The sequence below is a fragment of the Flavipsychrobacter stenotrophus genome, assembly GCF_002954265.1.
Classification (GTDB): domain Bacteria; phylum Bacteroidota; class Bacteroidia; order Chitinophagales; family Chitinophagaceae; genus Flavipsychrobacter; species Flavipsychrobacter stenotrophus.
In genome coordinates this window covers 386,933-407,793 of record NZ_PPSL01000003.1, presented here as the reverse complement: position 1 = coordinate 407,793, position 20,861 = coordinate 386,933, and the positions used below count along the sequence as shown (strand labels likewise).

Annotated in this window: 17 protein-coding genes; 11 read left to right on the top strand and 6 right to left on the bottom strand. The window is 44.1% G+C overall.

Annotation, left to right across the window (positions count from 1 at the left end; genetic code table 11):
• The first annotated feature begins 15 nt into the window (after positions 1–15).
• The 3 genes from CJD36_RS11730 (at position 16) to CJD36_RS11720 (ending at position 3,339) form a co-directional block, all read left to right on the top strand.
• Positions 16–753 carry a hypothetical protein gene (locus tag CJD36_RS11730; protein WP_133162611.1) on the top strand — a complete coding sequence of 246 codons (738 nt, stop codon included), beginning with the start codon at positions 16–18 and terminating at the stop codon, positions 751–753.
• 172 nt (positions 754–925) lie between these two features.
• A complete protein-coding gene (locus CJD36_RS11725) occupies positions 926–2,098 on the top strand; it encodes an outer membrane beta-barrel protein (protein WP_105039363.1) in 1,173 nt (390 codons plus the stop codon).
• A gap of 11 nt (positions 2,099–2,109) precedes the next feature.
• A complete protein-coding gene (locus CJD36_RS11720; RefSeq protein WP_105039362.1) occupies positions 2,110–3,339 on the top strand; it encodes an ammonium transporter in 1,230 nt (409 codons plus the stop codon).
• 70 nt (positions 3,340–3,409) lie between these two features.
• On the opposite strand, the gene CJD36_RS11715 is transcribed toward CJD36_RS11720, so the two are convergent.
• Complete coding sequence (locus CJD36_RS11715; RefSeq protein WP_105039361.1) at positions 3,410–3,697, bottom strand: hypothetical protein; 288 nt, start codon at positions 3,695–3,697, stop codon at positions 3,410–3,412.
• 278 nt (positions 3,698–3,975) lie between these two features.
• Here CJD36_RS11715 and CJD36_RS11710 point away from each other — a divergent pair, with 278 nt between their 5' ends.
• Positions 3,976–5,709 carry a tetratricopeptide repeat protein gene (locus tag CJD36_RS11710; RefSeq protein ID WP_105039360.1) on the top strand — a complete coding sequence of 578 codons (1,734 nt, stop codon included), beginning with the start codon at positions 3,976–3,978 and terminating at the stop codon, positions 5,707–5,709.
• Between the two features lie 134 nt (positions 5,710–5,843).
• On the opposite strand, the gene CJD36_RS11705 is transcribed toward CJD36_RS11710, so the two are convergent.
• The 3 genes from CJD36_RS11705 to CJD36_RS11695 form a co-directional block, all read right to left on the bottom strand.
• Positions 5,844–6,989 (bottom strand): methionine aminotransferase, encoded by a 1,146-nt coding sequence (locus CJD36_RS11705; protein ID WP_105039359.1) that lies wholly within the window; start codon positions 6,987–6,989, stop codon positions 5,844–5,846.
• Positions 6,990–7,131: 142 nt separating this feature from the next.
• Positions 7,132–9,099, bottom strand: a complete 1,968-nt coding sequence (locus CJD36_RS11700; RefSeq protein ID WP_105039358.1) for a M1 family aminopeptidase — start codon at positions 9,097–9,099, stop codon at positions 7,132–7,134.
• Positions 9,100–9,229: 130 nt separating this feature from the next.
• Positions 9,230–11,200 carry a M1 family aminopeptidase gene (locus CJD36_RS11695; protein ID WP_105039357.1) on the bottom strand — a complete coding sequence of 657 codons (1,971 nt, stop codon included), beginning with the start codon at positions 11,198–11,200 and terminating at the stop codon, positions 9,230–9,232.
• 91 nt (positions 11,201–11,291) lie between these two features.
• On the opposite strand from CJD36_RS11695, the gene CJD36_RS11690 reads away from it, so the two are divergent.
• The 6 genes from CJD36_RS11690 (at position 11,292) to CJD36_RS11665 (ending at position 16,396) form a co-directional block, all read left to right on the top strand.
• The gene (locus CJD36_RS11690; protein WP_105039356.1) at positions 11,292–11,561 is read left to right on the top strand and encodes a hypothetical protein; all 270 of its coding nucleotides are present in this window, start codon (positions 11,292–11,294) and stop codon (positions 11,559–11,561) included.
• Positions 11,562–11,688: 127 nt separating this feature from the next.
• Positions 11,689–12,147: a hypothetical protein gene (locus tag CJD36_RS11685; protein ID WP_105039355.1), complete on the top strand. Its 459-nt coding sequence runs from the start codon at positions 11,689–11,691 to the stop codon at positions 12,145–12,147.
• A 47-nt stretch (positions 12,148–12,194) separates the two neighbouring features.
• Positions 12,195–13,205 (top strand): DUF58 domain-containing protein, encoded by a 1,011-nt coding sequence (locus CJD36_RS11680; RefSeq protein WP_240609342.1) that lies wholly within the window; start codon positions 12,195–12,197, stop codon positions 13,203–13,205.
• 63 nt (positions 13,206–13,268) lie between these two features.
• A complete protein-coding gene (locus CJD36_RS11675; RefSeq protein ID WP_133162610.1) occupies positions 13,269–14,228 on the top strand; it encodes a hypothetical protein in 960 nt (319 codons plus the stop codon).
• Positions 14,228–15,241 (top strand): vWA domain-containing protein, encoded by a 1,014-nt coding sequence (locus CJD36_RS11670; protein WP_105039352.1) that lies wholly within the window; start codon positions 14,228–14,230, stop codon positions 15,239–15,241. Before CJD36_RS11675 ends, CJD36_RS11670 begins: the two co-directional genes overlap by 1 nt.
• A 66-nt stretch (positions 15,242–15,307) precedes the next feature.
• Complete coding sequence (locus CJD36_RS11665; protein WP_105039351.1) at positions 15,308–16,396, top strand: glycosyltransferase; 1,089 nt, start codon at positions 15,308–15,310, stop codon at positions 16,394–16,396.
• A 30-nt stretch (positions 16,397–16,426) separates the two neighbouring features.
• Here CJD36_RS11665 and CJD36_RS11660 read toward each other — a convergent pair whose 3' ends face one another.
• Positions 16,427–16,933: a DUF2911 domain-containing protein gene (locus CJD36_RS11660; RefSeq protein WP_105039350.1), complete on the bottom strand. Its 507-nt coding sequence runs from the start codon at positions 16,931–16,933 to the stop codon at positions 16,427–16,429.
• A 135-nt stretch (positions 16,934–17,068) separates the two neighbouring features.
• Here CJD36_RS11660 and CJD36_RS11655 point away from each other — a divergent pair, with 135 nt between their 5' ends.
• On the top strand, positions 17,069–17,935 hold the full coding sequence (locus CJD36_RS11655) for an SAM hydrolase/SAM-dependent halogenase family protein (protein WP_105039349.1): 867 nt from the start codon (positions 17,069–17,071) through the stop codon (positions 17,933–17,935).
• A 295-nt stretch (positions 17,936–18,230) separates the two neighbouring features.
• Here the strand turns inward: CJD36_RS11655 and CJD36_RS11650 are convergent, their stop codons facing one another.
• A complete protein-coding gene (locus CJD36_RS11650) occupies positions 18,231–20,795 on the bottom strand; it encodes a PKD domain-containing protein (protein ID WP_105039348.1) in 2,565 nt (854 codons plus the stop codon).
• Between the last annotated feature and the right edge of the window lie 66 nt (positions 20,796–20,861).

Sequence of the window (20,861 nt, the reverse complement as noted above, 5' to 3'; positions counted from 1 at the left end):
TAAGAAACAGAATTTATGAAAAGAATATTGCTATTGGCTGCTATGATACTGGTGCCACAAATGATGATACTGGCACAGGATGTAGACATCAACAAAGAAACAAACATGGTACAGGTAGATGGTAAAGACGCCTTCTTCCTTACACCAAAGAATAAACAGTTTCTGGAGAGCGACTACTCACTGGAGAACCTGCAACACAAAGAACTAGCCTACCTGAAACTACAGAAATACGGCAGCAATATCAGCTACTACATGGTATTCACCAAGTCGGGCAATCAGTGCACCCTTACCGGCTTCGGTACATTTGGCACACTAAAGCACCTGGCCAAGATGATAGCGGGTGCTAACCTGGTACAGGATAATATTGTGAGTGAAACAGAAGAGCGCAAGTTTGTCATTCTGCACGGTGGTACTTTTATTCAGTCACCCGTTGCAGCACCGCCAACTGAGCGTGTGATAGTGCAGGAGCCGAAGCACAGTGCACAGCCTGCTGACATAGGTATTAAAGGAGATAAAATTTACAACAACAGCGAAATGGTTGGTGTATTCAGACAGGCATCGGCCGCTGGCCTTACAACTGTATCTGTATACAATGCCAACGACGCTATGGTATGCAAGGCTACTCATAAAGATGGCAATGACAATGCCGACTGGGACCTGGTGCTGGATGGCAAAGCAGTAACTCTACTTTATAACCCTGCATCTCCTCTGGAGAAATTGTTCAAATATCTTGCTGAGAAAGGGTATTTGTAAGCAGAACTACATTATTTGACAAAGACTACAGCCGGGAAGCATTTCCCGGCTTTTTTAATGCATTAAAAGAACACAAAAATATACCCGTTAAAAAAAATAAATGAATACTCATTTATATGCTTGACTTTTTAATATTTTCTGATTAGGTTTGTTACACACTCACACAACTAATATGATCAGATCTTTTACAAAAGGCATACTGGTAACCGCCACCGCGCTGTCATTTTTGTCTCCCGGCAAAAGCATAGCACAGAAAGTAGATACAGTATCTACATTTTCAATTACCGGTTATATAGATGCTTATTATGCTTATTATACCGATTCCGTTGGGCCGGGTAGCTATCAGAAATTCCCAACAACAAGTCCGCGTAGTAATACACCGGGGCTAAACATTGCCCAGGTTTCCGTACAATACGCAGGGCAGAAACTGAGGGGAATGGCCACCTTTCACTATGGAGATATAGCCAATAGTACATGGGCCAACCCTTATAACAATATACAGGAAGCGCATATAGGCTTTAAGGTTTGTAATAAACTATGGGTAGATGGTGGCTTCTTCCGCACACACTTCGGCACTGAGTTGCTTACTCCGGCTGAGAACATCACCAGTTCAGTAACGGTTGGTACCTACCACGAGCCCTACTATGAAAGCGGACTACGCCTCAACTGGGATCCTACAGCAAAACTATCAGTTAACGTTTACCTGCTTAACGGGTATAACCAATTTATAGACAATAACAACAAAAAATCGGTGGGCCTTGCGGCTACCTATGCTATCAACGAGCATCTTGGCATTGGCTACACCAACTACATTGGCGATGATGCTGCCCCAAACAGCACTATCAAGCAGCTCCGTTTCCACAACAATGCATTCCTGAATTATCAGAAAAACAAATTCAGGATGCAGATTGGTGGTGATTACTGCCTGCAGCAGAATTCAGACATTGCTACACACAGCAAGAGCGCATCTATGTATAGTGCATTGGCCACCTTCAGGTATCAGTGCGCACCTAAGATGGGCGTGTATGTGCGTGGTGAAATGTTTAGCGACCCAGAAGGATATATGTCAACAACTTTTCTTGACAGTAAGGGAAAGGTGACAGGCTATAAGCTAATGGGCTATACCGCAGGTGCCGAATTTAAACCTACGCCCGAATCTTATATAAAACTTGAAGGCCGCTTCCTGCAGATGGACAATGACCAATACATCTACTATTACAATGGCGTAGCACAAAACACGCGTTTTGAAATTATGCTGAATGGCGGTATCACTTTCGACATGCTCAGAAAGGTTACCACCAGAGTTGTTGCGGAAGACGAATCAGAAGAATCACTCACAAAATAAATATATAGAATATGGCTACTTTCGATACCGGCACCACAGCATTTATGCTGCTTGCCACAAGTCTGGTAATGTTAATGACCCCGGGCCTCGCCTTTTTCTATGGCGGTCTTGCGGGCAAACGAAACATTCTGGGAATTATGATACAGAGTTTTGTATCAATGGGTATTACTACTATCCTTTGGGTTGCATTCGGGTATTCACTTTGCTTTAGCGGCGATGCCATGGGTGGCATCATTGGTAATTTCGACAAAGCATTTCTTAATGGTGTTGACCTTAATACACCCTTCCCCGGCAATACAAAAATGCCGGAGTTTGTGTTTTTTGCTTACCAGATGATGTTTGCGATCATCACTCCTGCATTGATAACAGGTGCATTTGTAAACAGGGTCACCTTCAAATCATACGTTGTATTTCTTGTGTTCTGGCAGATATTTGTATACTATCCGTTTGCCCATATGGTATGGGGTGGTGGCCTTCTGGCCAAGTGGGGCGTGCTCGACTTTGCAGGTGGCATTGTAGTACATGCTACCGCAGGCTTTGCTGCACTGGCATCTGTTATCTATGTAGGCAAACGCAAAGACACTGCATCACCACCCAATAGCGTTCCTCTTATTGCAATAGGAACCGGGCTACTATGGTTTGGCTGGTACGGCTTTAATGCCGGCAGTGAGCTGGATGTTGATGCTGTGACCGGTCTTGCATTTGTAAACACCGATGTTGCCGCATCTTTTGCTGCCATAACCTGGCTGATCATAGAATGGACATTGGTGAAAAAGCCAAAATTTGTAGGTCTGCTTACCGGTGCTGTGGCCGGCCTGGCAACCATTACACCGGCTGCCGGCTTTGTGACGCTACCATCTGCCATCATTATCGGCATAGCTTCAGGAGCGGTATGTTACCTGGCCGTACACTTCAAAAACAAACGCGGCTGGGATGATGCGCTGGACGTATGGGGCGTACACGGAATGGGTGGCTGCTTAGGCACTATATTGCTGGGTGTATTTGCTACCAAGGCGGTAAACGCGCATGGTGCCGATGGCCTAATGAGCGGTGGCTCTACTTTCTTTATCCGCCAGTTGCTGGCAGTGGTAGGCACTTGTATATACGCATACATTTTCACCTACGGTATGCTGGCAGCCATCAATATATTTACCCGCGTAAAAGTAAGCGATGTTGAAGAGGAAGCAGGACTGGACGAGTCTTTGCATGGCGAGCAGGCATATGATGCAGGTGTGATCTAATGTAACATTGATAAAACAAAAATGGCTCCGTGCAAGATCATTGCACGGAGCCATTTTCTATTTCGGGCTATTACACCTGAATGTTATTTTGGCCGGTAAGCGTTCCTTGCTGTGACAAGTTGCCATGTGCATCCCAAAGCACAGGGCCATTTTCCTTCGTGATCAGCAGTCTGTAGCCCTCACCCGCATTGCCGGTAAAATCAAAAGAAGCGGCATGTGCGCCATTTTGAACAGGGTACTTAATAGTGCCCTTGCCGCCCAGTACTTTCTTGCCATCTATGTAGGCATTTCCTCCACCCGATGGTATAGGATCAATAGTAATGATCAAATTAATAATTGCCTCTCCCGTGTTTTTCATTGTTTTATTGTTTTCAATGTTGCTTACTCTGAATCCGTTTTCAGCTTCCCGTGTTATGATTTACAGTGATAAAAATATAAATTATTTTAGTTTTTTATAAATTGTGCTTTTAATTAACCAATAATTACATTGTATTCGTTCCATGTAACATAGAACAATTGATGCTAATTAATGGGAAATATAGTATTAATATTGTTGTGCGACTGAAATAGTTGCGATCACTCTAACATTCAGGGTGTTAGCGTCTGTTGGTTGCCATCAATTCATTCTAAAAATGTATGCCTAATCTTACTTTCAATACGCCGCTATTAAAAAGAATAGCTTTATTGTTTGCCTGTATCTGGCTTATTGTTATACAGGTGCATGGCCGAGACCTTGTAGACTCTTTGATCAAAGAACTGCCCAAGGCTACCGACACCAATAAGGTCATTTTGCTCTACACTATATCGGGCAACTATTACAGCTCCGATCCTGAACAGGGTATCCAATACGGCAAGCAGGCGTTGGAGCTTTCGTCTTCGCTTAAATGGACAAAAGGAATGGCGTGGTCGCTCAACAAGATCGGCACCAACTACTGGGCAATGTCGGACTACAGCAAGGCACTGGAGTATGACATAGAAGCATTGCGCTACATGGAGCAAACAACCGACAAGGACGCTATAGCCCAGATACTGGGCAATATAGGCATAGTATACGGCGACCTTGGCAATTACTCCAAAGCACTTGACTATGAGCAAAGGGCTGTAGATATCTTCAGCATGTCGGGCAATAAGACCGGCCTGCTCAAAAACTATGGCAATATGGGCGCCGTATATGCGTCTATAACCAACTACGCGAAAGCACTGGAGCTATACTTTAAGGCATTGAAAATAGCAGAAGAACTGGGCGACAAGAAGGGCATAGCTATCAACCTGAACAACCTGGGCAATGCTTACCGCTTTCAGGAAAATTATGCTACAGCACTGGAATACGAGTTTAAAGCACTGAAAATATTTAAAGAAGTAAACGAGAAAAACAGCGTTGGGTGGACCTATAGAAATATTGGCGAGCTATACATTCTGCGCCGTGAGTATACCAGTGCATTACAATACAGCCTGGAAGCGCTGAATATATTTAATGAGCTGGACGACCATAACGGAAAGGCTACTATGCTCAATGACATAGGTAATAACTATAGCCTGCAAAAGGAATTTGGTAATGCGCTGGACTACTACCTTAGGGCGCTGAAAATATATAAACAGTATGATCTAAAAATGGGCATCCCCTACTCTCTTTGTAACATTGGTCAGAATTATCTGAATGTAGCAAAAAGCAGGCTGAGCGGGGTAGAAACAAACACTGTCTCAAAAGACGGGGATCTGTCTTTAGCCATAGATTATCTGCAGCAAAGTATACAAGGAAGTAAAGAGATAGGAGACCAGGAAGTACTGCTGGAGGCGACCAACAATTTGTCTCAGGCTTATAAACTTGCGGGGGATTATAAGAAGGCAATTGAGTCTTACACTGAGTATTCTACACTCAGAGACTCGGTTTACTCTGCAAAAAGTAAGGTGGCTATTGCCAATCTGGAGATCATACGTGAGCTGGATAAGAAGGGCCAGGAAATGCAGATAAAGGATAAGCAATTACAGGTGAGTGAGTTGATGCTGGCCAAGACAAGAACAGAACGATATCTATATATAACGTGTGTGGTGCTGCTTGTAGTAGTTGTGGCATTTGTTGTAAAGAGTCTGCGGTCGGAGCGGCTTTCGGTACAGTCGCTATCAAAAGAGAAGAAGAAGAATCTTGCCCACATAGAGGCACAGAATGCGGTGTTGCGACAGATCGCCTTCGATCAGTCGCACCGAATACGCGGAGCTGTTGTTACTATACTAGGTCTGGTCAACCTATTCAACCATGAAGACCCTGAGGACGAGAATAATAAAATAGTGATAGACGGTGTGGCCTCAGTTACCAAAGAGCTGGACACGATAGTAAAAGACGTGATGACCAGGCTTAATACGGTGACTTAGCTTAAGTTAAAAGGCAAAAGTTAAACCCTAAATTTGTTTTGAGTTGCCCTCTTTACATCATTTATAAACTCAAAATCATTCATAGAAACATTATTTGGCAACTTTCTAAAAGAGGGTCAAATCTTCCTGCAACACTATAACCGGCTCAACTGCTCAATAGCCTTTTCCAGCGTTTCTTCCTTTTTAGCAAAACAAAAACGAATGATCTTATCGTCATGTCTGTTGTGATAAAATGCACTCACCGGAATGGTGGCAACACCATGCTCTTTGGTAAGCCATTGCGCAAATTCAAGATCACCCTTATCTGATATAGATTCATAAGTAGCCAATTGAAAATAGCTGCCCTGCGCGGGCTTATGTATAGTGAATGGTGTGTTCTTTAGTAATGACAAAAAGTGATTTCTCTTCGCTTCCATAATTGCTCTTACCGGCGATGCTGTTCCTGAAGATATATGTTTGGCAATAGCATATTGAGCCGGTGTATTCACAGAAAAGCTGGTGAACTGATGCAGCCTTCTGTAGGCCTGGGTAAATGTGGGTGGCGCTATGCAATAGCCCATCTTCCAGCCGGTATTATTATGCGCTTTGCCAAATGAATAGATGGCAAAACTGCGCTGCCTTAGTTCGGGGTGCTGCAGCACACTGTAGTGGGTTGCGCCATCATACACCAGCTGTTCATACACTTCGTCTGAGAGTATGGCAATGTCGGTATCTCTTACTATCTCTGCCAGTGTATCCCAGTCTGCCTTGCTCCAAATTGTACCGGTCGGGTTATGCGGAGTATTCAGTATTATGGCCTTTGTGCGTGGTGTTATAGCTGCTTTTACCCTATTCCAGTCTACAGTAAAATCCGGTGCGGTAAGTGGTATCGGTACAGCCCGTGCACCATTCATTTCTATATTAGGTATATAGCTGTCATAAGCCGGTTCAAATACTATCGCTTCATCGCCGGGCTGTAGTATTGCAGTAAATGCAGTATAGATACCGTAGGTAGCTCCGGGGCTTATAGTGATCTCGTTATCGGCATCTATGTCTACAGCATACCTGCGTTTAAAGTCATCGGCTATTGCCTGGCGCAACATGGGCAGGCCCGGCATAGGTGCGTATTGATTGAACCCCAGCCGCACACCTTCTTCCAAAAAAGTAGACAACTGCTCGTCGATCTGAAAATCGGGGAAGCCCTGAGACAGGTTGATGGCACCATGCTGCTGTGCCAGACCACTCATGATCGCAAATATAGATGTCCCTGTAGACGCGTGTTTCTGGGGTAGTTGTATCATTGACCGGTACCGATAAAATGTTGTTGTATCTTATCAATTATCAAATTACGGCAAAAGTAGTCAATGAACAAAATGGCCTTAACCCTGATGTTGGGGTTAAGGCCGTTAATACTTCTGTTGTATCAGCTAATTTACTTAATACTTATTCTTTTATCAGCTTATAACTTGCACTGCCTGCATCACTCTTTACCTGCAGCATATACATACCCGCGGCAAGGTGTGTAGCCGGCACTGCCGTGGCATTATTATCACCAACTCCTTGCCATAATCTGCGCCCACTCATATCTGTTAAGATCAGCTTACTGTCTCTGGCAACATTACTTATGGTCCACTCTGTTGTAGCCGGGTTGGGACTTATTTTAATGGCTGATTCCACAACCGCGTTGTTTACACCCAGAGTAACATCATGAATAGTGCCCAGCAACTTGTATATCAAACCTGCATTAGGGTCGAGTGATGGGGAGATGACCGTACGATCCCAGGTAGTATGATATATCTGTATAGGCAGGTCATTAAAAAAGCGTACTACAGTATCTCCGGTGGCTGCATGAAGCTTCACCTCTATTGGTGTACGGAACAGCGGTACTGAAGCCGGTACTGATGTTGTTTGGTCCAGCCTTATCCATACATCGGTGCCGATCTGGTGCCAGCGCAAAACATATTTAGGGTAGCCTTCCAGGTATGCCCACTGATTAAAAAATGTATCGAGGTTCATACTATTCACCGTTAAACCGGTTGCGGCTATTGTTACATTTTTCAGGTCCTCAATGGTTGCATTGCCGCCCCTGAACTGCGACTGATAGTTTTGCAATATCTGGAAATAAACAGCGTCATCATTGATCAAAAAGCGGAGCATATGTGCCAGCGCTTCGCCCTTTGAATAGCTCAAACGCCCGTCGAATATACGGGCCTGGTCTGTAGTGTCATCTACAAACAGGAATCCACCGGGGAGATTGGACACATAATTCTCAGAGTACTTAATGTTGCTTAAAGCTGTCGCGTGGCTCCAGAAATGATCGGCAAACAGATCGGCACAATAGCTGGCAAAACCTTCATTCACGCAAATATCTGCCCATGAGCCACACGTAACATTATCACCAAACCATTGGTGGCTCAGTTCATGCGATGTAAGCCATGTGTCGAAGAAGCCCAATGTGGTCATGGTCTGGTGTTCCATACCCCCTCCTTCTGGTGCCAGGCAATGCCCATACTTTTCTTTCCAGAATGGGTAACGGCCAAAGAGCGTAGAGAAGTAATCGATCATCATACCTGTGGAGTCGATGACATCTTTATATGCGGTCAGCACTGCCGGATTGTTGTAAATATAATTCTGCACCAGCATAGAATCGGGGCTACCTGTAAAGTGCATGTAGTAGGAGTAGTCCATGTAGTTGGCTACAGAAAACGAGATAAGATAGTAATCTATAGGATACCGCTCTTTCCATTCATACCTGTTGTGCGTGGCGTCTATTGGCGTTACCGCTTTGAGCAGGCCATTGCTGCCGGCCTTCAATGTATCAGGTATGGTGAGCCACATATCTACCGAGTCTATCTTATCTCTTAGTGATTGTTTGCAGGGCCACCACTGGTTGGCATAGTAAGATTCTCCGTGTGTAAAGGTGACCATATTACCCCACGTAGGGTCGGCAATGCAGTTGATGCCCGAATCGTAGTAGAGCGCACTATTGGGTGGTGTACCTATATAATAAACCTGTGCTGTGAACACCGACCCTACAGGCAGTGTAGCCGGCAAGGTAACTGTTCTAACTACTCCTGCAGTAGTAAACGGCAAAGAGATACCGCTAATAACTACCGAATCGATTGTAAAATCAGGTATCAGTTCAAACACATAGGTATTGAATGATGAGCCTGTAACCTTTGCTGTAGTGGAGACACTGCCTTCAAGATGGGTAGATGTGTTACTCACACTCAAATCGAATTTAACATGCCTGATATCATACTTGTCCTCTGCAAGATCGGCTACGGTTGTTTTTGCTGCCCGTTTGTTTTCGACAGAATGGCATTTAAATTCACTTTTGCACGCCTGACCAAGTGCGTGGTTGCATACCAGTAAAAGTAGCACGCCCAATGCGTTTATAGTTGATTTCATTGCGTATTGGTTTGGAGTATATAAAAATGACTACACAGCAAAACACCATTGCAAAAGCAATGGCGTTAACTGCCGTTATAATAGACGACTACTTTTACTTAAATCTTGGGTAGTTATTATAAAAAAATACCTACTCTTTTATCAGCTTATAACTTGCACTACCCGCATCGCTCTTTACCTGCAGTAGGTACATGCCTGTTGCCAGATTAGTTGCAGGTACTACAACAGCCTTACTATTGCCTGCATTCTGCCACAATAAACGTCCGCTCAGGTCCAGAAGCGCCAGGCTGCTATTGGCCGGCAGGTTGTTCACTGTCCAGTCGGCAGATGCAGGGTTTGGCATTATGCTTATTGGCAATGTAGCTACATTGTTTACATCCAATGTTACATCGTGCGTAAGGCTGGTAAGATCATAAACCAACCAATAGTTAGGATCAAATACCATATTATTCATAGTACGATCCCAGGTGAAGTGGTACACCTGCGATGCCTGAGCATTAAACACCCGTACAATAGTATCTCCGGCAGCAGAACGCAGTTTTAGTTCTATAGGTGTCTGAAACAATGGAATAGATGATGGGAACGATGTTGTCTGGTCTAGTTTCACCCACACATCATTGCCTATCTGGTTCCACTTTGCCGTATAAATAGGATATCCTTCACCATACGCCCATTGATTAAAAAAGGTATCTATGCTCATACTACCGGTTATTGCACCGGTTATTCCGGCGGTAGTGCTCTTGAAGTCGGCAATTGTTGCAGTGCTGTCGCGCATCTGGGTTTGGTGCGTCTTCAATATGTTGAAGAAGGTATTGTCGTTGTTCACTACAAAACGCAGCATGTGTATCACGCAGGCACCTTTATCATAAGTGAGGCGGGTGTCGAATATCCTGCCTTCGTTGGTGGTATCATCAACAAATATTGCGCCGTCGGGCGACGACTTCACATTGGTTTGCTGGTCTCTTATAGTGTTTATGGCTGCGGTATGATTCCAGAAATGATCTTCAAACAAATATTCAGAATAGCTGGCAAAACCTTCATTTACGAATATATCTGTCCATGCACCACAGGTAGCATTGTCGCCAAACCACTGGTGGCCCAGTTCATGTGCTATAAGTGTTGTGCCGAAATTACCCAGTGTGGTCATGGTCTGGTGTTCCATGCCTCCACCCAGTGGACCCATGCAATGACCGTATTTCTCCTGCCAGAACGGGTATCTGCCGTAAAGCGTGGAGAAGTAGTCGATCATCATACCGGTAGAATCTATTTTGCTTTGAAATGACAACAGTGTGCCTGGGTTGCTGTATACGTAATTCTGCACCAGCATAGAGTCGGTACTGGCAGAGAAGTGCATGTAGTAAGAGTAGTCAACATAGTTAGCTACCGCAAAAGAGATCAGGTAATAGTCGATCGGATAGCGCTCTTTCCATTCAAAACGCTTGTGGGTAGCATCCACAGTAGTTACTGCTACCAGTTTGCCATTACTTCCACCTTTCAGTGTGTCGGGTACTGTAAGCCACATATCTATTGAGTCTATTTTGTCTCTCAGAGACTGCTTGCATGGCCACCACTCATTAGCATGGTAAGACTCGCTTAATGTATAAGTAGCCCTGTTGCCCCAGCTTGGAGAAGCAATACAATTAACGCCCAGCGCACCGCCAAATAAGGTGCCCGATGTAGGCGTACCGGTATAAAATACCTGTGCCGTAAATGCTGTTCCCATTGGCAATGGTGCTGCCAGGGTTACTGTGCGCACTACGCCGGCGGTAGTAAATGGCCGTATTGCGCCATTTATCAATACAGAATCTATAGTCAAAAGTGTGTTGAGCTCAAAAACATATGTAGAAAGAGATGAGGCGACTACAGTGGCTGTCGTAGTTACATTCCCTGCTATATACGTAGAGGTATTAGATACGTTCAGATCAAACTTTACATACTTAACATCGTAATTATCTTCCGCTACGCTGGCTACAGTGGTCTTTGCTACCATTTTGTTCTTCAGCGCATGGCACCGGGTAGTATTCTCATTTTCCTGTGCAGTAGCAAAATAACTTACCGGTATAAGGGCAACGGTAAGTAAACGTGTTAGAAATGAACGCATTGTCTATTAATTTATAGATAAAGCTATGGATTTTTATTTTGCCGCAGCGAAGTATGGCGAAATAATATAACTTTATACTTTCATCATTAACATGCAGAAAGTCACAAAAAAGCGCATCATTTTTGCCGGCAGATCTCTGGTTTGGGGCACTTTGCTTTTCAGCACCACTATGCTGCTGCTTAACTGGAATGATGTAAAAACGGTGGTGAATGGCAGGTATGTTATTATTACCAACGCGCAAGATACTGTCATGCACCGTATAGGCTCAGCAGGGTTAGAACCTGTTCAATCTCTGTTCTCAAAAGCGCGTACAGCCATCAGGTCAATCAGGTCAGGGTTACCCGCCACTAACGCCAACTAGCCCATTTCGCACTTTATTGATCTGAAATACCCACAATACTTTAACGTTCTCCTTTTCAATGATATATTTGTAGCGGCGATCTATTTTTTGTTCGCAGTTCATTCATACTCCACGTTTTAACTTCATTATGAAAAGATCATTGATTACTATCCTGGTGCTTCTATTAGTAGTTGTGACCTCTAGTTGTTTCGCGGCATTTCCTGTTCCGGCAGCCGCCAACATCTCTCTACCTGTAACTATTGCTACTGGTAAAAAAGCCTTTATCGAACGGAAAGTCCCTCATTTCTTAAGCAGTATTGCCAAAGCCGTTGGCGGGGAAGATGATAAAAAAAGTACCCACCTCAACACGCATAAAACCGGTTGGCAAGGCCTTCTGGCAAGCGGCCTTGCTGTGTTAGCTCTGCTAACGGGCAGTTTGCCGTTTGCGTTGCTTTTGGGTGCCGCGGCATTGGTTTTCGGCATAATCGGGCTCAACAAGGCCTATCATACCAATACAGGATTTGCGGTTGTGGGTGTAATTGTAGGCTCTATCATAGTGCTCATTGGGTTTGTCCTCCTTTTAACTACCGCCACTATACTGGTTTAAAAATCGGCTCGTCCCACTCGCCATTCTGTTGAAAAAATCTTAAAACTTTGCTCACCGCCATTTTCACGGCTTTAAAATGGCATCAACTACACTTCAATATCTTTATATTTGCCATTACCATTGGCCTTGTTTTTCGGTCGACTGAGAACGTGCTATATCACTTTTCACCAATGGTCTTTAAAGCAAAAACAATGACTACGGCTGAGATTTTAAAGAAAGTAAGAAGAATTGAGATCAAGACCCGCGGGCTGAGCAACCACATTTTTGCAGGGGAATACCATTCCACCTTCAAAGGCAGGGGTATGTCGTTTAGCGAGGTGAGGGAATATACACCCGGCGATGATGTCAAATTCATAGACTGGAACGTCACCGCACGTTTCTCACACCCGTTCGTAAAAGTATTTGAAGAAGAGCGTGAGCTTATAGTTATGTTGCTGGTAGATATCAGCAGCAGTTCCCTGTTCGGCACCCAGCAAAAGTCTAAGCGGGAGCTGATCACAGAATTGGGTGCGGTGTTGTCTTTTTCTGCCACTACCAATAATGATAAGGTAGGGGTCATATTCTTCAGTGACAAGGTGGAGAAATACATTCCGCCTAAAAAAGGCAAGGGACATATTCTCCGCATCATTCGTGAACTGATAGCGCTGGAGCCCGATCATACGGGCGATACCAATGTAGGCGCCGCGCTGGAGTTCCTCAACAATGTGATCAAGAAAAAGACCATCACGTTCCTTATGAGTGATTTTGTGAGCAAGCCTTATGAACATTCTTTGCAGCTGGCGGCACGCAGGCACGAACTTGTAGGCATTAATGTCTATGATAAGTATGACAAGGAGTTGCCTTCGGCGGGACTGGTGCAGGTAGCAGATGCAGAAACCGGGCAAATGATATGGCTGGATACCGATAGCAAGGCAGCCCGTAGCGGTTATGCCGCAGCATATAATGCCAAAGACAAGTATTGTATACAAGCCTTCAGGAAGAGTGGCGCGGCATTACTACAGGTGCGTACCGACGAAGATTATGTAAAAGTGCTGCAGGGCTATTTCAAAAGAAAATAACTAACTACCAGATATTGTTCAACCTAAACAGCCTGCCAACAAACAGGCTGATCAATTAAAGAGATGATCATAAACGTAATTAAGAGGTCGTTTTTATTTACGGTTTTAGTTTTTACTTCCATGCTGTCGCTGGCACAGGGCGATGCAAAGGTGACGGCCAGAATGGATGCCCGGCAGATAACTGTTGGCGACCAGGCACGGTACTTCATTGAGGTGCAGCACAACCCATCTATAAGCAAGATCAACTGGCCCGTATTTACAGATACTTTCGACCATCTGGAAATAGTAGAGAAAGGTGAAATAGATACCCTAAAGCAAGGCGGGATGATCACCTACCGCCAGCGCTTGCTTATTACAGGGTTCGACTCAGGTGTGTTTAAGATCCCTTCATTTCAGTTTGCCATAGTCCCCACTACCAGCAATCCCTATGTTATTCAAACTGACTCTTTCCAACTATTGGTGCAGACAGTTACTGTAGACACCACGAAAGATTTCAAACCCATCAAAGGGATAATATTTGTACAGTCTACCTGGCGCGACTATATCTGGTACATTGCAGGCGGACTGCTGTTGCTGATCATCGTGATAGCGGTAACCGTCTACATAGTAAAGAACCGCAAACCCGCGCCACCGGCACCCATGGCGCCGGAAGTACCGCTGCAGGATCGGTTCCTTAAAAAGCTTACAGACCTTGAAACACAACAGTTGTGGCAGAAAAACCAGGTAAAGACCTACTATGTGGAGCTTACAGATATAGTGCGTAATTATGTAGAAGAGCGGTTTAATACGCCTGCTATGGAATTGACTACAGATGAGCTGTTATTTAAAGTACAGCACCATAGAGAATTGCAACCGTACTATGAACAGCTGTCGGTAATACTGCGTATTGCCGATCTTGCCAAGTTTGCCAAGGGACAGCCATTGCCACAGGAACATTTTGATGCTATGGAAAAGGCTAAACAATTTATAGATTCATCAAGACCGAAGATCACAATTACTGAAACTCCAACGGAACAAAAATAATGAAAGCATTCCTCGACTGGAAACATATCACGTTTGCGCATCCGTTTTTCTTTGCGTTACTACTGCTTATTCCGCTTATCATCTGGTGGCAGAATAAAAGCAGGCAAAACAACCCTGTAATAAGGCTATCCACGCTGGGTGGTTTATCTGCACGCAATGCCGGCGGAAAAGCCGCTTACAGGCCCATTCTGTTCGCCTTACGCATCATAGCCATGGCGATGCTCATCATATGTCTGGCACGCCCGCAAAGCACCAATACCACCACTAATAATGATACTGATGGTATAGACATGATCATGAGTATGGACGTGTCGGGTAGTATGCTTGCAGAAGACTTTAAGCCAAATCGTCTTGAAGCGGCAAAAGAGGTAGCTATTAACTTCGTAGATAAGCGCCCTACAGATAGAATAGGACTGGTCATATTCTCGGGCGAGAGCTTTTCTATGTGCCCCATTACCATAGATCATAATGTGCTTAAAGAACAGCTGAGCCAGATAAAGACCGGAATGATGATCGACGGCACCTGCCTGGGTATGGGGCTGGCAACTGCAGTAGACCGCCTGCGTAGTTCTAAGAGTAAAAGCAAAGTGATCATTTTGATGACCGATGGTGTCAACAATGTATCCGTTCCCATCAGTCCGCAAACAGCATTAGAGATCGTAAAAGCCTATAAGATCAAAGTCTATACAATAGGAGTAGGCACTCATGGCCAGGCACCTACGCCGGTTTCTACTCCTTTTGGCCCGCAAAAAGTAATGATGCCTGTAGATATTGATGAGCCGCTGCTGAAACAAATAGCCGCAGAGACTGGTGGCAAATACTTCCGCGCTACCAACAATAATTCCCTGCAAACAGTGTACGACGATATTGACAAGCTGGAGAAGACTAGCATAGAAGTAACATCCTTCAAGCACTATACCGAACTGTTTTTCCCTTTCGCTATTCTTGCCGTGATCTGCATTGTGGTGGAGATGTTACTCAGGTATACTTTATTCAGAAGCATTACAGGCTAATGCTATTTTACAGCACTATACTTTTTTAATATATTTTAGTACTTTGGTAGGACTAATACCCTATCAATGCTTACTGAACATATATACTGGTTCGCCTACTTCAGCGATGCCGAACCAAGCGTAAGATATAGAGCCAAATATGCCTTGCGGCATATAAAAGACAAACACGCTATTAGCTATGACCTGGTGTACCCGGGGTATCACCCCGCTACTATCATTAGGTTTATAAGAGTGTTCCTTTCCATCCTCTTCAGCCGGAAGAAGAACTCGGTAATAGTATTTGAAAAGATACACACCCGTTGGCTATATGCTACCGCACTAAAAATACTACTCAAACTAAGCCCTGAAAGAACTTTATACGACATTGATGATGCGGATTACCTTAAGTTCCCGCCAGATAATATCATACACTTTATGAAGCACGTTAAGCAGTGTGCCGCAGGTAGCCAATCACTTGCACGTTTCATAACACCACATAACAGCAATGTGTTTACCCTTACCTCTCCGGTTATCGAGCACGCCTATATCAAATCAGCAAAAAACAAGGTTTTCACCATTGGCTGGATAGGTTATTACAATGCACACAGGGCAAGTTTACAACAATTGTTTTTCCCGGCATTGGCTAAGCTCTCGTTTCCTGTTAGGGTAATACTTATGGGCGTTGTCAAGCACGAGCATATTGCGGAACTAAACCAATACTTCAGCCATTTAGCACACGTAACCCTTGAAATGCCCCTGCTTATTAACTGGCAAGACGAAGACTTCGTGTATAGATCTATATCTAAGTTCGATGTAGGTATCGCGCCACTACTTGATACGGAGATCAACCGGGCTAAATCGGCATTTAAACTAAAGCAATACATGTCTTGCGGCGTACCGGTACTGGCCAGTGGCACCGGCGAGAACACCGCGTTTCTGAAGCATGGCCAAAACGGGTTCGTATGTAATGACAGCAATGATTTCATCACTTACATTAACTGTCTGGAGCAGATGTCAGACCAAAACTATAGCACCATGTCACTTAGTGCTATTGGTACGGTCAATGAGTTCAGCATGGATTACTACTGCACAACATTGGTCAGTAACATTAGCGGCGACTTCGATTCAGTAACTAAAAATACAACTACCCCTAAAACAGAAAAGACCCTACAATGAGGGTCTTTTACTAAATAGGTTCAAATAAAATTAATTAGTCGGCTTTACTGTTACAAATACTGAAGTCTGATCCCAGGCCATCAGGAAACCATCTTTCTGCAATGTGATGGTAAATGTCTCAACTGGTTGATCCAGCAACTTAACCAGTGATGTGCTTTCCAGAACATCCAGATTCTTTACATTTTCATACTCAAATGAACCCCACTGGCCCAGTTTGCTGTTCAATATTATCTTCCACTCACCGTGGTAAGGCACAGTAAACAATGTATAAGTACCTGCTTTCAATGGAACACCGGCAAACATACAGTCTTTGTTAACGGTGATCTCAGTTGCCTCATCAGCACCTGTACGCCACACCTGGCCAAAAGGCGCAAGGCCGTCTTTAGAAAATATAACCCTGCCTTTCTTAGATGGCTGGCCATAGGTAACTTTCATAAGGTCGTTCTTTACCGTAGTATGCTTACTAACACGGTCTTTTGCAAACGAGCCCGTTATAGTCAACAACATGATGAAAGCTAAGGAAATGATCTGTTTCATAATTGATTATTTACTGCAAGATAAATATTATTTATATCAAAGACAGCTAGTTTCCATAAAAAGTTGGGCAGTTGATCAACCAATTACTTTATCTGCTGCGTTACTACCATTTATATCTGTAGCATTTTTTCTAAAATGGCACAGATAAAGTTATTTTTGACTGTCGGCTGTACCACCATAGCCAGAACAACTTCAAATTTTGTGCCACAAATTCCTGTTATAACGCTACTGTCTGACCTGGGTACAAATCACCCGGCTATAAGCAACGCCAAAGTGATGCTCACCAAACACCTTGCAGATACAATGGTGGTAGATGTTTCACATCGCATTACTACTTATAACCTGCAACAGGCGGCCTATTTATCACAGTCAGCATACCAGCATTTTCCGGTGGGGTCCATCCACCTTTTATTGGTTGATGTATTATCCGGCGAAAGGCACAGAATGCTGCTCTGCAAAGTAAGCGACCACTATTTCCTGGCACCAGACAATGGTGTTTTGTCTCTCGCATTCGGCAGGCAGCCCAATGAGGTTTGGTTGTGTCGCGAGTTTAGTGGCACCGTGAGCATAGCGCAATGGATCGGCTACGCCAACCAGGTAATTTCAGTTATACACGAAGACCGCGATCTGAATAATTATTTCAGTAGGTTCCTCATTAAAGAGGTAGCGCAGATCATGATGCAGAAGCCTATTGGTGCCCGCCTCGACTGCACAGTGCTGCATATAGACCGCTATGGCAATATCGTAATTGATTTTACAAAAGACCGTTTTGATGAGCTCATCGGCGACGGTCCATTTAGTATCAAATTACCACGTGAAGAAGAGATCACTAAAGTCAGCGACCATTACAATGATGTTCCCACCGGTGACCTTCTGTGCCGTTTCAATAGTATTGGACTTTTAGAGATCGCAATAAATCATGGCTCTGCAACAAGTGCTTTTGAGTTTGATATCGCCACAGACAAAGGCATAAACTACAGCGTTATCACCATCAATTTTTAGTCTTTACTATCAGTAGATTTCAGGATTTATAGCGAATGGACATCAATTTCTCACTTTTTGAATACGTCAACCACTCTCCTCCCCTGCCTACCGGCAGGCAGGTTTTGAAGGTGCCGGTAAGGCACGAGCGTAGCTCTGTACCCTAAGTTTCGGCTTTTTCTGCCGAAACTTAGGGGGAGGTGGTTATAGCATCCGGTGTAATTTTAAAGTCAAATTGGTATTATTTCCTTTCAACCCAACAAAAAAGCCGTCCTGCATATGCAAGACGGCTTTTCGTTTTATAATCGGTTTTGTATTATCTGATCAAAGTAACACTACCCTTCAGAGATTTCTGCTTACCATCAGGGTTAGAAACAATAACCTGGTAGTAGTAAACACCCATATCCTGAGGAACACCGTTCATTGTACCATCCCATCCTTGCTTAGCATTGATAGTGTTGAACACTTCATGTCCCCAACGATTGTAGATCCTGAAATCAACCAGCTTCTGGTAGTAACCCAGGTTGAACACGCGGAACACATCATTCAAACCATCACCATTTGGCGTGAACGCCTCAGGAATGAACTCGGTAACTGTAGGGTCTACCCTGATAGTTACGAAAGCTGAGTCGCGGCAACCGTAAGGAGACATACCCACTACCATGTAGGTAGTAACAGAATCTATTGGCGTAGCTATCGGGTTATTGATGTTAGCGTTAGACAAAGTACCATCGTTAGGCGACCATACATAAACCCATGCGCTGTCGGCATTCAGCTGTATGCTACCACCAATTGGTATAACCTGGTCAATAGTAACATGAGTCAAAATGATCGGAGGCTTAGAATGAATGGTCATCACATCAGATGCGGTACAGCCCAATGGCAATACAGTAGCAGTGAGCGTGTAAGTGTAATCACCCACACCCATAAATGTAGGGTTTGGTATTGTAGGGTCAGACAGGTTTGTACCCGGTGTCCACTGGTAAGTGATATTTGTCAGTGAAGACGGAACCACCTCTGTGTAAGACTCTATCTGTAATGGCAACCTCAAACATACAGTAGTATCATGGAAGTCGGTACGAGTGCCTATGGAGATCACATCAATGTTAGTGTTGGAAACAGCAGTACATGGTATGAAGTCTGTTACTGTAAGTGTTACATTGTATGTACCCGGTGCAGCATAGCTGTGGTTAGGGTTCATATCTGTTGAAGTAACGCCATCACCAAATGTCCAGAAGTAAGTAGCACCTGTACCCACCGATGAGTTAGTGAACGTAACCGGAACACCCAGACAAACTGAAGGCGCAGAAGGTGTAAACACTGAGGTTAGTGGATGACCCAACGTTACAGGCAATGTAGCCAGTGCAGAACAACCGTAGTTATTATGATAGAAGAAGTTGATGTTGTAAGTACCAGGTGTAGTATAAATATGCGTTGGGCTATAAGTCGATGCACCTACACTTGAGCTATCCATAAATCCGTCACCATAACTGAATACCGAAGTATAAATAGATGGAGGACCAGGATACAACGGAACACCAGTAGTGGCAGGATTGGTAGAATAAGTATACGTACCACCACTTGTGCCAGTATTGATGATGATTACACTATCACCACTGCAACCCGGATGAGTAACATAAGTAAAGTTAGCAGCTAATGCCGGATTGTATAAAGTAACAGGTATTCCATTAGATACACATGAGCCCTGTTTAACATAGAAATAGTCATAAACACCCGCCAGTAACCCAGTAATAGTTAAAGAACTATCCGCTAAAGATGTCTGTACGATTATCGGCTGAGGTACACCTCCTACAGAATAGAATATAGAATCTGGGAATCCTGGATTAACTCCAACAAGTCTAACTGTACCATCGTTCTTGCCGCAATCAGTTGGATCTGTACCCAACAGAGATGTAATGTGCACAGGTGCAGATATACCGCTTACTGAACCACTACCAGATGTTGGTAATACATGTATAAACGCGATTGTAGAATCGCTGCAACCAGCTGCTGTAGCCTTGTATGTAGTTGGTACTGAAGGAGAAACTGTAATTGTTGGACCTGAACCTACCAGCAAGCCGGTAGTACTGTCATACCAATAAATAGTAGAAGAAGCATAAGGAACAGGAGCAAAAGGAATTGAAGTTACGGCATAAGCAGTTGTTGGGCTGCCTGTTGGCGAAAAGCGCCATGCTTCGTTCAAAGCACCCCACAATGTAGGGAAGTCTCTGCCCGGAGCTGCTGTTGATGCTGTTCCTGTAGAATTGGCTACACCTACTATGGCATAACCACCATTCCAGGTACAACCGGTAGTACGGTGAGCTATGTGTGTTTCACAGATGTTGGTTGTTTCATAAATGATCATCTGGAAAGTCTCATACTGCGTTGTGCAACTGTACATGTGCGTTGCGCACCATGTAGCCATAAACTTTCTATAAGGAGCAGTACCTACTGTAGAATAGGTAATGGTACCACCTGCAAAAAGATAAATATCTGACCAAAGGCCGCAGAAAGTATTTCTCATTGCAGCAGCTCCGGCAACCGTTCCGGCCAATGTATTGCTGATAGGCCATGTGCAATAACCACCTGCTGATCCGGTACCCATAGACAGAACTCCATTAGAACCAATGCACAACTGGGTATAGTTATTACCATAGAAATTGAATGTGAACCCAATATTGATAGAACCTGAGTATCCGTCATCTGCGGTAACGCCCGATGATGTTGGTACATCTCCTATTAATAACGCATGCAACGTGGTTGCTGAATCACCACAGGTTGTAGGATCAGCCGAGAGATAAAGCTGTGCCAATGTTCTGTTACTGAAGCAGCATAATAATATGCCGCAGAGTAATGTGAAAGCGTAGCGATTGTATTTCATAATTAATCCTTGTTTTGGGATGTATAATATATAATTCGGATAATTCTGTCTCGCAAGATAGAAAAA